Genomic DNA, 14,695 nt, shown 5'->3' with positions numbered 1-14,695 from the left:
CATGAATTGGCTGAGTTCGACTTCTTTAAGAGATACATTCCGGGATGAAAAGTCAATTATGCTGACCTAAAATGAAAAAACTCGAACCCAAATTCGGAATCAGCGAAAAATATTCAGTTTTTTAGCTCCGAATCGGACCTATTTACACACTTTCCTTTTCGACACCACACTTATACCCATTGCGCGCAAAGAACACGTGACGGCGGCACGGCAGGTTATATGAGTTTTTTTCAACTGATTCTCGCGGCAATTATTCAGGGTATCACCGAGTTTTTGCCAATCTCCTCTTCGGGCCATCTGATCTTGTTGCCCAGCCTGACCGGCTTGGACGATCAGGGGCTGGCCATCGATGTTGCCGTGCATGTAGGCACTTTGGGTGCCGTGATCCTGTATTTCTGGTCGGACGTAAAACAAGCCATGGCCGGTCTGCCGCGCGCATTGACCGGCAAAACCGACACCCCGCAGGCCCGACTGGCGATGGGTTTGATCATCGCCACGATTCCCACCGTCGTCGTTGGCACCATCTTGTTCAAAACTGGGCTCAGCCAATCTTTACGCTCGATGACAGTGATCGGCTGGACCATGCTGGGTTTCGGGTTGGTGCTGTATTGGATGGATCAGAAGGGTCCGCAAACCAAGCAAGCCAAAGACTGGGGACTGCGTGACGCCTTGATCATGGGGTTGTGGCAGGTTCTGGCACTGATCCCCGGTACATCGCGATCAGGCATCACCATCACCGGCGCGCGGCAACTGGGGTACAGCCGAGAAGACGGCGCACGGATTGCGATGCTGATGTCGATCCCGACGATCTTGGCTTCGGGCGTGTTGCTGTCAGCAGAGGTGATCCGAGAAGCGGATGCGCAACTTGCCAAAGACGGCGCGATCGCCGCTTTTTTTGCCTTTGTCTCGGCCTTGCTTGCGCTGACGCTGATGATGCGCCTGCTGCGCAGCGTCAGTTTCACACCCTATGTCATCTATCGCGTGATCCTGGGAGCAATCCTGTTGGTGATCGCTTACAGCTGATCAGGTCCGCAGGTTGTCAGCCGAGTTCTGGATGTCGTCATACTGACCAGCCGGGCGGAACTTCCACAGGTAATCCGGCAGCACCGATTCCAGAGTGGCCGGTTCGATACCCAAATCGTCAAAACCCTTGGCTCCCTCGGACACCACATTGTCGCGGCGCAGGTTTTTTAGTTGATCGCGGGTCAGGATGTGGTTCGGGAACAGCTGAAAGCTGACGAATTTCGCAATATCCAGTATGCCCGCCATGACCTTGGCCGCGAAGAACGGCACACTGATGATGACACGGCGGCGGTGGATTACGCCCAGCATCTGCTGCATCAGCGCGCGGAAGGATTTCACCTCGGGTCCACCCAGCTCATAGATACCAGCCTCAGCCTGACCCAACACACCCTGCACGGCGGCCTTGGCCACGTCATCCACATAGACAGGCTGGAACTTGGTATCCGCGCCTACCAGAGGCAGGAACGGCCCCATGCGGGTCATGCCTGCGAAACGGTTAAAGAACTGGTCCTCGGTTCCGAAAATGACCGAGGGCCGCAGGATTACCGCGTTCGGCATATGTGAAAGCACGCCGGCCTCGCCATGCGCTTTGGTGCGGGAGTATTCACTGTTGGACTCGGCGTCCGCTCCGATGGCCGAGATATGGACCATCCGCGCGACACCCTGTTCAGCGGCGATCCGCGCGATCCGCTCGGGCCCTTCTGCCTGCACGGCATCGAATTCGTTCTTGCCCAGCTCGTTCAGCACACCGACGCAGTTCACCACCGCATCGGCACCATGCATCACCGCGGCCACTGAGGCATCATCGCGGATATTGCACAAAATGGGTTCGACCTGACCAACCACACCATAAGGTTTGACGAACATCGCCTCGTTCGGGCGACGCACCGCGACCCGCACGCGCCATCCTTCGTTCGCCATGCGACGTGCGATGTAACGACCGACAAATCCCGATCCGCCATATATCGTGACCAGTTTGGACATGCGAGGGCTCCTGCTGAAGGGTCTTGATCCGATCTAGCGCCCAAAGCCCCGGCAAACAAGGCGCAATAACGCCGCGCATCCGGGAAAAAACCCACCGTTTCCGGAGTGTTTGAGGCATGGGTCAAAAAACTTTCAAAAAACTTCCCGAATCCTGTTGACGCCCCCCGCCAGTAGGCTTAAACGCCCCTCCACGACACCTGCCCAGGTGGCGGAATTGGTAGACGCGCTAGCTTCAGGTGCTAGTGTCCGTATGGACGTGGAGGTTCGAGTCCTCTCCTGGGCACCATATCCCCGATAACCTTCTGATAGTGTTATGACTTTCTACCCGAGCTAGACAGTCTCAGAATATCGCGTGTAGCGTCACAACTCCTATCACGCACACTAGGAACGGCGGCTACTGTTTCGAGGGGCGGGTGCCGTAGAACTGATCTTTTTGGGATGGGTGGGGTTTCGGCCTCGAACCAAGTTGCACGGATCAGCATTGAACGTCTTTGATGTGCATTGACCCGTTGCCGAATTTCCGGGTGCGCAACAGATCCTGCGCGATTGCGTGTGATCTAAGCTGAAATCCAGGAAGCAAGTGTAGACTTCGAAATGCGCAGTGTTTATGGCGTGGCTGCGGCGCAAAGCTCAGACGACAGGCCAATCATAGTGTAAGGACCCTCAACAACTTTTTGTCGAAAAGCTCACAAAACCGACCACTTCGGACATTATTGACGCCGTTGCGGTTTCAACTTGAGCCCCCAATGCCCTTTATTCAGGCATTTAGTTCATCCGCTACAAATAAATCCTTACGCTTATCGTCGTGATGACACGCAAACTGAATTTCATCGTTGCTCACCGCGTTAAAAGTACAAGCCACGCGGCAATTATTGGCGTCATCAGAGGTGAAGATTTGACTTACGGTTACGATTTAAGGGGAATTTGGAATACAGGGATCGAGCTCAGAATACTAGCGATTTGAGCAAAGTGCATTTTGCGGAAACGCCCACTCTTTCAGAGATGAACAAAGCCATTAATGCGGAAAACTGGGTTAAGGCGACGAGTTGCTTGGCATGCGGCTGCGACGATATCAAATTTTTCGCCAATATCAGAAGTCTGGACTATAGCCGTTGTGCAGAATGCGGGTTCACTTTCGCCAATCCGGTGCCATCTCTTGACGATATTGATACCTTCTACAATTCCCCATTTTACAATAATTACAGGGTTTTAGAGAGTTCAAAAATTCGAAATGACAAGTTTTACAGTGTCAGCTTCGAAGCCAACGCAGATCTCGCAAAATGGGTAGAAATAGACCCCGAGGCCCACATACTTGACTTCGGATGCGGCCCGGGCAGTTTTGTTGCGTACATGCATGAACAAGGGTTTTCAAACACCGACGGGTTTGAACTGAACCGCAGGAGCGCTGACGTCGCCCGGGAATGTTATGACCTTGAATTGATAACGGATACCCAATCGCTACCACTCGAAAAATATGACCTGGTTGTTCTGATAGAAGTGGTCGAGCACCTCGCAGACCCCGTTTCTGTCCTCGAAGACATCAAGCCACATATTAAGCCCGGAGGACGGATGCTTATTACCACCGATTCTGTGCGCAATTTGGTATCGCGACAGTTTCCGGCCTATTCTTCACACTTCACCGGACCCAGCCATATCAGCCTGTTTACCGAGCAGGCCATGAGCGCAATGCTCGGCAAGATAGGGTTCGAGGTTGAGAAGATCGAAACGTCAAAATCAGTCGAGACGTTCGGCTATCTCATCGCCAGTCCTTTCTACACCTTGGATTTCCTGAGCCCGCAGTCCGAAAGTGACACGTCGGATCTTCTTCTTGTTCCCAGCGGATTTGGCAAGATGCTGGATCTTAAGCCGGTGCGAACAATGCCGCTTCCCTTGCGTGCGCTGCGCAAGATTGATCACTTGATTACAAATGCGATAGGTCGGTTCGCGCCCGATTTATCCACCGAAGGTATGACGGTATTGGCACGCAAAAAGTAGTGAAGCCCCCGAAGGCCTGCCCAACCCGCAATCCTGGAAACCTCCTGCGTCAGCTGGGGGTCATACTCTGTGTTCACCATTTTCAATGCTGCCCAATCAGGCAGGGAATCCCGTGAATTCATCCGGCCTGAGCGACTCTTGCTGGCGGTTTTTGCGGTAGCTTAAAAAGTGACGTGACGTCACGAAAGGTAACCTCTCCTTCAACATCTTTACGTAAAGGTAAGGGGAAAAACCACTTTTTGATTGAACAGTCAAAAATGACGTAAATCGGCAGATTCTTCCCCCTTGCTCAAAAAAACTCGATGCGTAAATGCCCTCTGTCGCTGCGGATCACCACTCACGGATCACCGATCCTTGAGCCCGAAGCCAGCGGGTTCGGATCAGGTCCGCAGCGGCAAAGTTGTTTTTTTTAAAGACCAGAATTTTGGAGGAAAGCGAAAGTGCCGATCAAATCATTTCTCAATCGCTTCAAAGTGGCCAAATCTATGCAGGGCGCTGTTTCAGAAGACATAGAAACCACTTCGGCACAGGGTCGCAGAGCGCGTCCGATAAAGAAATCCGAGCTGACTGCACTGTTTCAAACCGTTCTGGAAGAAAAACGCGACGATCTTCCGGCCGGGCGCAAGTAACTTGCGCCTGACCTTCCCTCTCTCCGGTGCTATTTCGTAATCGGGGACCGTTTCAAACCCGCGATTTTTCGAATTTCTCCCAGGCCGATTGAAAGGCCGGAAAATCAAAGCCCGGCTGAGTGGCGGCATCAAGGACGATCCGTTCCGTCGTCAGCAGTTTCTGAATCGCTGCCTCAAGCTGATCAACTACATCTGTCGGTACCACCAGCGCGCCATGCCTGTCGGCGTGGATCAGATCACCGGGATTGACCGTCAGGCCAAAGACCGACACCGGCGTGCCGATCTCACGCACATGGACAAATCCATGGCTGGGCCCGACAGAACCGGCAACCACAGGAAAGCCTTCGGGCAGATCGCCGAGGTCACGCATGACGCCGTTGGTCAGGGCGCCCGACATGCCAAAGCCTTTGTGGACAGTGGTATTGATCTCACCCCAATAGGCACCGATGCAGTTGGGAAAATCCACGTCCTCAACTACCGCGACCGAGGGCGCGGGACCTTCGGCCATGTATTTGTAATAGGCCATGCGTCGTTCCCGGATGACCTCTGGCGCCTCGGACGGTGGCGCGACTGCAGCGATTCTGGCGGTGCGAGCGTATCCCACGATTGCGGGTTCGGACGGGGCCGAGCTCAGCATCGTTCCGCGGGTGAACGCATTGAACCCGCGCTTGCCTTGAGCAACCTCGATGGCGTTGCAGACGGTGGGGGTATCGACCTTGCGCAACAGGGTCAGAAGGGACGGTGTCATGTGGCCTCCAGCCAGCGGATCAAGGCCGCTGTCGTGTCGTTGGGTTGTTCAAGAGTGGGCAAGTGTCCGGCCTCTTCGATGATTTGCAGGCTGCTGCCGGGCAGCAGATCGTGCATGAGCTGGTGCCGCTCGACCGGGCATAAGCCGTCGTCACGGCCGCACAGAACCAGCGCTTTGCCGGGATAGGTTTTCAGTGTTTCGGTTTGGTCAGGGCGATCCATCAATGCGCGGGACTGCCGCAGGAACACACCGGGACCCAAGGCCTCGGCCATTGCCATGCACAAGTCCAGAATAGCGCCCTGATTGGGTCCATCAGCCAGATAGTTGGGCTTCATCTCGTCCCGCATCACCTGCCGCAGCTTCCCTTCGCGGACGGCCTCCATTTGCGGGCCGCGCCGCTCCTTGACCTCGGGCTTTTCGGCCAGCGGGTTGGTGTCCAGCAGGGCCAGCCGATCGACGCGGTCAGGGGCTTGCCGCACGACCTCCATCGCGACGATGCCGCCCATCGACAAGCCTGCCAGCGCAAAGACAGGCGGCGCGTTGACCAAGATATCGGCGGCCATTGCCTGCACGCTGTCCTGCGCTGCCAGCGGGAAGGTCAGCAAGGGTCTGGACCCGGACAATGCGGCGATCTGAGGCTGATACAGCCGCGCGTCGCACATCATACCGGGCAAAAGAACCAGTGGTGTCATGCAGACGCCAGTTTCGCGCCTTCGGACAGCGCGGACAGCTTGGCATAAGCGATGTCGGGGTCGACTGCGCCAAAACCTGCAAAGGTACCAAAGCCACAATCGCTGCCCGCGATCACCCGGTCCGCTCCGACGATATCGGTGAAACGCGTGATGCGCTGCGAAACCAGTTCGGGGTGTTCGACAAAGTTCGTCGTGGTGTCGACGACACCGGGCACAAGAACCTTGTCGTCCGGAATCTCGGCCTTGCGGTCACGGAACACGATCCATTCATGCGCGTGGCGCGGATTCGAGGTTTCGAACAGCACATAGCGGGATTTTGTGTTCATCAGAGTCGCAAACACCGTGTCCATCGCAATGTCACAGCAATGCGGGCCTTCGTAGTTGCCCCAGCAGATATGCACGCGCACGCGGTCTTGAGGAACGTTCTGCAACGCGTGGTTCAGGGCCTCAACATGCATGTCGGCGATCTTGACGAATTCCGCGTCGGACAGATCGGTGAACAGCATATGACGCGACAACGCCAGATCTGGGCAATCCAGTTGTAAATCCAGCCCGGCGGCCACGATGGTTTCGTATTCGTCCTTCATCGCATCGGCCAGCGCAGCCAGATAGGCCTCACGCGTGGGATAGAAATCGTTCTGCAGAAACAGCGAAATCACACCCGGAGATGCAGCGTTCATGAAACCGCGCTCGGCCCCGTGCTGCGCCATCGCCGACTTGAGGTTGGCGATGTCCTTCTCCAGCTCGCCCTGTCCCTTGGAGCGCACCTCTCCGGTGCATTGCGGGCGGGCGTATTGCGGCGTTCCGCCATCGTCAGCCAGACGTTGCAGAAAGCCGGGGAACATCTTCAGATCAGCCGGAGCATTGCGCGGGCTGTCACCTGAAAACCCGGTATAGCGATCCTTGACGTAAGTCGCGTAGGAAATCTTCGAGGTCTCGCCGTCGCTGACAATATCCACCCCGGCCTCAACCTGTTTGCGCACGGTCTCGGCCACAGCGGCGGCCATGCTTGCGTCAAAGGCGGCCTGATCGAAAGGCTCTTCGCGTTCGCGGGCAAAGATGAAATCCACCACCTCTTGCGAGCGTGGCAGAGACCCGACATGTGTTGTCTTTACGGTCATGTAACCTCCGTTAAATCTTGCGTGCCATCAGCACGGTGTGGCTTTGGGTGTCCGGGTCCTTGGCCAGAAACCCGGTCAGGATCATCCCGTTTTCCTCTAGGCAGGTGGCGTATCCTGCGGGCGAGAGGGAGGCATGATAAACCAACTCTCCGCCGACTGTTCCCTGTTCCTCGCCTGCGCTGGGGCCGACGGTCAGCATCAACATCCCACCCGGACGCAAATGACGCGCCATGCGGGCGATGCAGTCTTTTTGTTCGTCAGCTGTCAGGTGAAAAAAGCTGTTCCAGGCGATGATGCCATCAAAGCGGCGGTCCAGTTCAAAACCACGCATATCCGCCTGTAACCAATCGCCGTCGGGCCAGCGGCTGCGGGCGATCTCAAGCATCGCTTCCGAAAAATCGACGCCGGTAACGGCGAATCCTTCGGCCTTGAACCAGCGGGCGATAGGCTCACCCGTCCCGCAGCCCAGATCCAGCACATGATCACCGGGTTTCAGGCTTGCGGTGAAGCGCGCCAACCAGCGCGCTTCGAACAGGGCCTTCGAGCGTTGCTCGTCATAGGCCCTGGCCTGCCGTTCATAGACGGCATGGGTATCGTCGGGATCGACGGTCATCCGACCCAGGTCGCACCGGCAGGATCGTCGGTGGCCGTGATACGATACAGACCCGCCTGGCCGGTCATGGAAGGAGCGACAGTGTAAGTTTCACCCGGCATGACAACCGCAGTGTCACCGTTCGACAAAGTGGTCGAATAGCCATCGACGGTGATCCGCCAGTGACCGCTGGCTGGCATCAGAACCACAGGCTTCTCAGCCTTGACAGCATCATTCTGGGCCGAACCACGGGTCAGGAAATCAACCTCAAAGCCCGGCTTGTCTTTGATGAGGCCGTTTTCACCGATCACAGTCGCAGGTTTGTCCGCTCCCAGCGCCATCAAGTCCCAATAACGCGCAACGTACTTGCCGATCACGGCATCAACGGGAACCTCGGGATAGGCTTTCAGCTCTTCTTCGGTCAGCAGAGGCATAGGCTGCACATTGTGTGGCAGTTCCTGACCCTTCTTCGAGTCATACAGAACGCCGTTGTTGCCCAGCATCAGGCCATGCGCCTGCGCGTCTTCGATCACCTGCGGGGCCCATGTCACACCGCCGCCTGCATCGTCGCCGCCGAGGATCGACATGATCATGCCGTAGTCCTGACCAACGTTCTCGAACCCGCGGAAGATGCCGGTCGGGATGTTAAAGATATCGCCTTCCTCGGCAATGAACTCGCCCGCCGTGCCATAACGGCCCCAGAAGAACCGCCAGCGGCCCTTGGCGACAAAGAAAACCTCAGCAGTGGTGTGGCTGTGCAGTGAGTTGCGGCATTTAGGGGGTTGCCCTGCCGCGCCAATGTTAAAGCCGATCTTGTCGGTGATGTGGACGTGCTGATCGGGGGATTCCGAGACGCCGCCACCAACGATGGTAAAGTTCTCTTTCTGGTCGCTGCCCGGGGTGTGGGCGTCGATAAAAGCGGTTTTGCAGGGTTGCAGCTCGCCATAGCGGACGATGCGTTCTTGGATGGTGCTCATTCTAGTCTCCTAACGGGTTTGATGTTGCAACAGGGTGTTAGCCCGCTGCCCCGGGAGGTCGGTTGTTCAACCGCTTGGCCCGCAATGAGGCCCGGTGGCAATGATACCGCCGGGTTCCTTCGCTGGCATCAAGAATTGCAGGCACCAGAGGCATCAAATGTCCCCAGTCGCCAGGATGAGTTGTTTCCACACCGCTGTTTCATCGAACAGCGTCCACTCACGACGCAGCCTGATGTCTCCGCCAATCAGTTCACCCCACTCGGCATGGCTGATGCCCAATACATAGAGCTCGGCCCCGGTCGGAACGCCAAAGGCGCCCCAGCCGTCATGCTTGCCGTGCAGGCTCCAGCGAATGGCCGAGCGCGGCGGCATGTTCGGATCGTCACGCCCGATCTGGTGGTGGATGGTGAAGGTCGCGCTGGGCATCGCTGCACGCAAGGACATCCAGAAACTGTCAACCGGGCCACGCCCGTGATCGCTTGCGCCGCCGGGATATTCGGTCTGAACCGCGCGGTCATATTCACGCTCGATCGCGCCCATATCCGCGCTCATCATCCGGGTCAGCAGATCGGCGTGGCGCTGACCCCATTCGTTGTCATTGCCACGACCGGAATACGGACCTTCCATGTCATTGGCCGGGGTCAGCGGTTTGACGCAATTTTCCGGCCCGCCTTCACGTTCGATCAGATCCCGGGTGAAGTCTTTCGGATCCCACCCCATCTGACGCACCACCGCGCCGTTGTCGCGGATCAGCCACTCGTCATCGATGGTGTTATTGCGGGCATGGCAGTCGGCCAGAATGCGATAGCGCAACTTGGCACCTGTTGCCTGACCAAACATGCCGTCACCAAGATGGGTCGCAGTAGACATGATGCGGTGACTCGACAGCATCCCGTCTTCGGGGGTGCCGGACCAGATCACATCTTCGCCCAGCAGGGTGCGGTCTGGAAACTCGGCCAGCGTCGCCATGGTTGCGCCGATCACGCCCTGATTACCGGTCGACACGCTGCCCGGCATTCGAACAACGATGTCGGACCCGTAATATTCGTGCAGGGTGGAAATCCCCCGGTCTTCCCAGATCTCTTTAGTAATGCCGATGATGTAGTCGGGAAAATCCCGGAACTTCGGATCGAAGCCTTTCATGTCTCTATCCTTTGTGGAGGCCACCCTTTGGGCAAACGGGTCGAGGTCCGCACGATCAAAGGCCCGTCGATGGACACTTTGCGCGGTTTTGCCGTTGTCGGGGAATCGATATTTTCAAGCAATGCGGTGACGGTTTCAGCCACCATAAGATTGGCGCGTTGCCGGATCGTGGTCAGGTTATAGGCAGGCCAGGCGGCAGGCGGCACATCGTCATAGCCAACGACCGAAACATCCTCGGGCACGCGCAGGCCCAGTTCAAAGCGCATCACATCCATCACCGCGAACGCCATGTGATCGTTTGCAACGAACACAGCATCCGGGCGCTTTTCAGGAACAACATCGAACATGCGCCGCGCCGCCGCACGGGCTTTTTCCGTATGAAAGTCTCCAACCTCATGAGCAAACAAGCTTTGGCCGCCGTCGCTTAACCCTGCGCGAAACCCTGCCTCGCGGTCGCGCTGAGTCGAGGCGCCCTGCCAGCCGGCAATATAGCCGATACGTTCATGCCCTCCGGCCAGAAGGAACTCGGCCACCTTGCGACCGCCGACATGGTTGTCGGATGTGACCGAAGTGATGCCGTCGATATCCTGACTGCGGTTGAACAGCACGACTGGAACACCGGCCTGCTGACAGCGCATCGCAATTTCCGACGACATCGCGACCGAGGCCAAAATGACCCCGTCCACCTGATAGTCGAGGATCTCTGCCATCACATCTTCGATGTTGCCAGCTGTACGAGAGGCCATGAAGATCAGGACGTGATAGCCCTTCTCCTGCAAAGCGTTGGACAATTTCTCAAGCGCTTCGGGATAGAAATAGTTGTCCAGGTATCCGACGACCAAACCGATCATACGGCTTTTGCCTGACACCATCGCGCGGGCCAGAACGTTGGGGCGATAGCCTAGTTCAGCAGCAGCCTTGCGCACCTTTTCTTCGGTCTTTTTGCTGACCGACGCGCCGGGCGTGAACACCCGGCTGACTGCCGACTGGCTGACACCTGCCAACTGCGCAACTTGCAGCGATGTGACTTTCTCAGCCATCAGTCTGCCGTCCATCCTCCGTCAATCAACATCGAAGTGCCCGTAACCAGCGCCGAAGCGTCCGAGGCCAGATAGGTCACCGCGCCCATGATGTCCTCGACTTCACCAATCCGGTCCAGCTTGATCTTTTCCATGATCCACGCGGCCCGTTCGGGGTTGTCGAAGGTGGATTGGGTCAGCGGCGTGCGGATGAAAGTCGGGCAGACCGTGTTGATACGGATGCGCTGCTTGCCCCATTCGATCGCCATGGCTTTGACCATGCCTTCTAGCCCGTGCTTGGTGGCACAATACAGCGCCCGGTCGACACCACCCACATGACCCATCTGGCTTGAGATGTGGATGATCGACCCCGGCTTGTCCGCCGCCAACAGCGCCTTGGCTGTGTAAGACGACAGGAAATAGGCCGAGCGCAGATTGACGTCGGTCACCGCGTCAAAATCCTCGGCTGAGGTTTCAATCGCCGGGCCATGACGCGCCGTTCCGGCAGAATTCACCACCACATCAAAAACACGACCGTCGAACAGCCCCTGCAGCGCATCCAGGTCCCCCTGATCCACCACCGCCGCCTCAGCCGACCAGCCCTGCTCTTGGAATGCGGCAACGGTCTCGTTCAAACGATCTGCACCACGCGCGGCGCAAACCACATGCGCACCCGCTTCGGCCAGCGCGACGGCACAGCCCTGCCCAATGCCCGATGATGCACCGGTTACCAGAGCGGTCTTGCCTACCAAAGAAAACGAAGGGGTGCGGGGCAGATCGGTCATCAGCTCATTCCATCCGGGATATTGATACGCCCAATATTGCGGGCCTTGTTGAATTCCCGCAGTCGGGCGAAAACGTCAACGCCTAGCTGGCGATATGCGTCCAGAAGGTCGACCAGAACCCAGTTTTCGCGGATTTTGCCGTTCTCTACCCGCCAGAAATCGAGGCTGCGCATGGTGATCCGTGTGCCCGCAGGCGCGATCCCCATCCAGCCATCATGAGTCACGGTCTGGATCATGTTGGGCCAACCCGTCACGGCGGCGTAATCACCGTCTCCGAAAAAGTGATAGGTGATGTCACCGACATACTGCCCGCGATCCGGCATGCCGTTGAGGAACGGAATTTGATGCCAATTGCGAAAGCCCGAGAACCCGCGCCCGGTGCCGATACCCGATGGGCCGTACCAGTTCATGCGCGGATGCCAGAACCGCTCTGGCTCCATCACTTCCGGCCCGCCTTGCGAGGGGTGTTTCTTGAGGTAGTCCAGCATGTCGATGATGTGCTGGCAGGTCGCCTTACCTTTGGCCTCGTCATAAGGGCCCGGCACGAAACCGTCCTGCGTGGCTGGCCCGGGCACATGCCATTCGCGACCAAGGCTGGGGGCCATCGGCCAGGCGTTTGCCTGCATCATGACTTCGGGGATGTCCCAAAGGGCCTGCATCTCGACCACTTTACCGTCTTCGAAACGGTAGAATTCGTGAAACCGCATCGTCACCTGATGGCCGGTCGGCGGAATATCCAGCCACGGTCCGGTGAAGGTGCCGGTGTAGTAACCGCCACATCCGACCCAATCAGCGTCATGCTCATCCGGGCCAGCCACAACGATGTAATCGCGCCGTTCCAGATCAGGCCAAGCGGACAGCAGGTCTTTGTAGGCGGTATCGAAATACGCGTCGCTGCCAGTGCTGTCGCCAAAAGGATGGCACAGCTTGTAAACAGCATCAGGGGCGCTGATATTAGCCAGCGCCCTGCGCACACCGTCCTCACTGAAGTCGTACATCGCCGCCCGAAGCGGCGCTATCAACGATTTGTGATGTGTGTGCTTGTCACTCATTCAGCGGCGTCCCGATAGGGCGCGGGCTCACCGTAAGGTACGTTGATCCCGCCATAGCGTCGCACGCGCACATTGCACTGCTCGGCATGGCCAACAAAGCCTTCGAGCATGCACAGGCGCGAGCCGTACTCACCGATCAGCGTCGCCGCCTCATCGGTCAGAACCTTCTGATAGCTGTGCGTCTTTAGGTACTTACCAACCCACAGACCGCCGGTATAGCGACCCGCCTTTTTGGTGGGCAGCGTGTGATTGGTGCCAATCACCTTATCCCCGTTCGAGACGTTGGTGCGCGGACCAAGGAACAGCGCGCCATAGCAGGTCATATTCTCAAGGAACCAGTCGTCGCGGTCGGTCATGACCTGAACGTGCTCGGACGCGATTTCGTCGGCGACCTGCAGCATCTCATCGTAGGTGTCACAGACGATGACTTCGCCATATTCATCCCACGAAACTTTCGCAGTACCAGCCGTCGGCAGAATGCCCAGAATACGGTCAACCTCAGACAGCGTTTCCTCGGCCAGTTTGCGCGAGTTGGTCAGAAGAACGCAGGGGCTGTTATAGCCATGCTCGGCTTGACCCAGTAGGTCGGTGGCGCAGAGCTCGGCATCCGCTGCGGTTTCATCGGCGATGACCATCGTCTCGGTCGGACCGGCGAATAGATCGATACCAACGCGGCCGAACAGTTGACGCTTGGCTTCGGCAACGAACGCATTGCCGGGGCCGACCAGCATGTGAACCGGATCGATGGTCTCGGTCCCGATTGCCATGGCACCAATGGCCTGAATGCCGCCCATGACATAAATCTCATGCGCGCCGCCCAGATGCATGGCTGCGATCACGGCTGGGTTAGGCTTGCCGTTGAACGGAGGCGTGCAGGCGATGATGCGCGGAACACCGGCGACCGACGCCGTTGCCACGGACATATGCGCCGAGGCCACCATCGGGAATTTACCGCCGGGAACGTAGCAGCCCACGGACTGAACGGGGATATTCTTGTGACCAAGGATCACGCCCGGAAGGGTTTCAACCTCGATATCCAGCATCGAGTCGCGCTGTGCCTGTGCGAAGTTGCGCACTTGTTCCTGCGCGAACTTGATGTCCGCCAGCTCACGCTCAGTCAGCTGGCCAATCAGGTCGTCGATCTCTTGCTGCGACAGCCGGAAGGAGGCGGGTGAGTAGTTGTCGAACTTCTCGCTCAGCTCACGCACGGCGGCATCGCCGCGGGTTTCGATGTCTTTCAGCGTGGCTTCCACCACGGCGCGGGTCTTGGCGTCATCCTCTGCCCGGTCGGCGTCAGACTTACCGCGTTTGAGATACTCAATTGCCATTGTCTAAACCCTTTTTATTCAGGACGAGGAGCTGTTTTTTCACCACGGTCATAGGCTTCCCAGCCTTCGCCATTGAAGATATCGACGCCCAGTTGCGCGGCGACATGAGCGAAATCAACGTTCACCCAGTTGTCGACAATCTTGCCATCGACCACTTTCCAGAAGTCCATGTAGCGGATTTCAACCCGCTTGCCGGTGGGCGCGATGCCTAGGAATTCGCCTGAATGGGTGGCTTCCTGACGGCCGAATGCCGCTGCCCACTCACCCATATACAGGCGCGCTTCATCGATGCAGGTCTTGTCCGAGAACGCCGCCTGGAACGGGCGCTGCCAGTTGTCCTGAAACTCTTTAAGGCCGGTCTTGGTGCCGCAGCCCTGATTGCCCAGCCAACGGAAGCCTTCCGAGAAGAACTCGCCAATATCGTCGATGCGGTGATCGTTCAGACCGTCAACCATAGTTTCGATGACACGACGGGTGTCTTCGGTTTTGCTCAGGTCCGTGTCGCGGGTCAGTACCGCTTGTTCGGGACGGGAACCTTTCATTTTCTATCCTTTCAGATCGCAAGAAGTATGTGATGAGGGACAAAAGTCCCGCTTCACAAAAAGTC

15 protein-coding genes and 1 tRNA gene are annotated in these 14,695 nt (G+C 57.4%); 4 read left to right on the top strand and 12 right to left on the bottom strand.

The features are described 5' to 3' along the window. Nucleotides 1-219: 219 nt before the first annotated feature. Nucleotides 220-1,023 carry an undecaprenyl-diphosphate phosphatase gene (locus ACXAGD_RS17585; RefSeq protein WP_475212182.1) on the top strand — a complete coding sequence of 268 codons (804 nt, stop codon included), beginning with the start codon at nucleotides 220-222 and terminating at the stop codon, nucleotides 1,021-1,023. Here the strand turns inward: ACXAGD_RS17585 and ACXAGD_RS17580 are convergent, their stop codons facing one another. Further along, nucleotides 1,024-2,007 (bottom strand): complex I NDUFA9 subunit family protein, encoded by a 984-nt coding sequence (locus ACXAGD_RS17580; protein ID WP_475212181.1) that lies wholly within the window; start codon nucleotides 2,005-2,007, stop codon nucleotides 1,024-1,026. Between the two features lie 199 nt (nucleotides 2,008-2,206). Here ACXAGD_RS17580 and ACXAGD_RS17575 point away from each other — a divergent pair. The 3 genes from ACXAGD_RS17575 (at nucleotide 2,207) to ACXAGD_RS17565 (ending at nucleotide 4,631) form a co-directional block, all read left to right on the top strand. Continuing rightward, a tRNA-Leu gene (locus ACXAGD_RS17575) sits at nucleotides 2,207-2,293 on the top strand. A gap of 683 nt (nucleotides 2,294-2,976) precedes the next feature. Continuing rightward, nucleotides 2,977-4,002, top strand: coding sequence for a class I SAM-dependent methyltransferase (locus tag ACXAGD_RS17570; RefSeq protein ID WP_475212638.1), 1,026 nt, complete (start codon nucleotides 2,977-2,979; stop codon nucleotides 4,000-4,002). Nucleotides 4,003-4,442: 440 nt separating this feature from the next. Beyond that, the gene (locus ACXAGD_RS17565; protein WP_475212180.1) at nucleotides 4,443-4,631 is read left to right on the top strand and encodes a hypothetical protein; all 189 of its coding nucleotides are present in this window, start codon (nucleotides 4,443-4,445) and stop codon (nucleotides 4,629-4,631) included. 52 nt (nucleotides 4,632-4,683) lie between these two features. On the opposite strand, the gene ACXAGD_RS17560 is transcribed toward ACXAGD_RS17565, so the two are convergent. From ACXAGD_RS17560 to ACXAGD_RS17510, 11 genes are all read right to left on the bottom strand, one after another. Continuing rightward, the gene (locus tag ACXAGD_RS17560; protein WP_475212179.1) at nucleotides 4,684-5,379 is read right to left on the bottom strand and encodes an RraA family protein; all 696 of its coding nucleotides are present in this window, start codon (nucleotides 5,377-5,379) and stop codon (nucleotides 4,684-4,686) included. Continuing rightward, nucleotides 5,376-6,071, bottom strand: a complete 696-nt coding sequence (locus ACXAGD_RS17555) for an alpha/beta fold hydrolase (RefSeq protein ID WP_475212178.1) — start codon at nucleotides 6,069-6,071, stop codon at nucleotides 5,376-5,378. Before ACXAGD_RS17555 ends, ACXAGD_RS17560 begins: the two co-directional genes overlap by 4 nt. Continuing rightward, complete coding sequence (locus tag ACXAGD_RS17550) at nucleotides 6,068-7,192, bottom strand: cobalamin-independent methionine synthase II family protein (RefSeq protein WP_475212177.1); 1,125 nt, start codon at nucleotides 7,190-7,192, stop codon at nucleotides 6,068-6,070. The genes ACXAGD_RS17555 and ACXAGD_RS17550 overlap by 4 nt, the downstream gene beginning before the upstream one ends. Before the next feature lie 10 nt (nucleotides 7,193-7,202). Beyond that, nucleotides 7,203-7,805 (bottom strand): class I SAM-dependent DNA methyltransferase, encoded by a 603-nt coding sequence (locus ACXAGD_RS17545; RefSeq protein ID WP_475212176.1) that lies wholly within the window; start codon nucleotides 7,803-7,805, stop codon nucleotides 7,203-7,205. Further along, complete coding sequence (locus tag ACXAGD_RS17540; RefSeq protein ID WP_475212175.1) at nucleotides 7,802-8,761, bottom strand: cupin domain-containing protein; 960 nt, start codon at nucleotides 8,759-8,761, stop codon at nucleotides 7,802-7,804. The genes ACXAGD_RS17545 and ACXAGD_RS17540 overlap by 4 nt, the downstream gene beginning before the upstream one ends. Nucleotides 8,762-8,914: 153 nt before the next feature. After that, nucleotides 8,915-9,904, bottom strand: a complete 990-nt coding sequence (locus tag ACXAGD_RS17535; protein ID WP_475212174.1) for a nuclear transport factor 2 family protein — start codon at nucleotides 9,902-9,904, stop codon at nucleotides 8,915-8,917. Beyond that, a complete protein-coding gene (locus ACXAGD_RS17530; protein ID WP_475212173.1) occupies nucleotides 9,901-10,944 on the bottom strand; it encodes a LacI family DNA-binding transcriptional regulator in 1,044 nt (347 codons plus the stop codon). Before ACXAGD_RS17530 ends, ACXAGD_RS17535 begins: the two co-directional genes overlap by 4 nt. After that, entirely contained in the window at nucleotides 10,944-11,708 is a 765-nt protein-coding gene (locus tag ACXAGD_RS17525; RefSeq protein ID WP_475212172.1) for an SDR family NAD(P)-dependent oxidoreductase, read from the bottom strand. Before ACXAGD_RS17525 ends, ACXAGD_RS17530 begins: the two co-directional genes overlap by 1 nt. Next, a complete protein-coding gene (locus ACXAGD_RS17520) occupies nucleotides 11,708-12,760 on the bottom strand; it encodes an ester cyclase (RefSeq protein ID WP_475212171.1) in 1,053 nt (350 codons plus the stop codon). The genes ACXAGD_RS17525 and ACXAGD_RS17520 overlap by 1 nt, the downstream gene beginning before the upstream one ends. Next, the gene (hisD, locus tag ACXAGD_RS17515) at nucleotides 12,757-14,088 is read right to left on the bottom strand and encodes a histidinol dehydrogenase (RefSeq protein WP_475212170.1); all 1,332 of its coding nucleotides are present in this window, start codon (nucleotides 14,086-14,088) and stop codon (nucleotides 12,757-12,759) included. The genes ACXAGD_RS17520 and hisD overlap by 4 nt, the downstream gene beginning before the upstream one ends. A gap of 14 nt (nucleotides 14,089-14,102) precedes the next feature. Further along, nucleotides 14,103-14,630, bottom strand: a complete 528-nt coding sequence (locus tag ACXAGD_RS17510) for an ester cyclase (RefSeq protein ID WP_475212169.1) — start codon at nucleotides 14,628-14,630, stop codon at nucleotides 14,103-14,105. Nucleotides 14,631-14,695 lie beyond the last annotated feature (65 nt).

The organism is Ruegeria sp. ABF4_144, from assembly GCF_056160045.1.
This window is presented reverse-complemented; position numbering and strand designations above follow the sequence as displayed.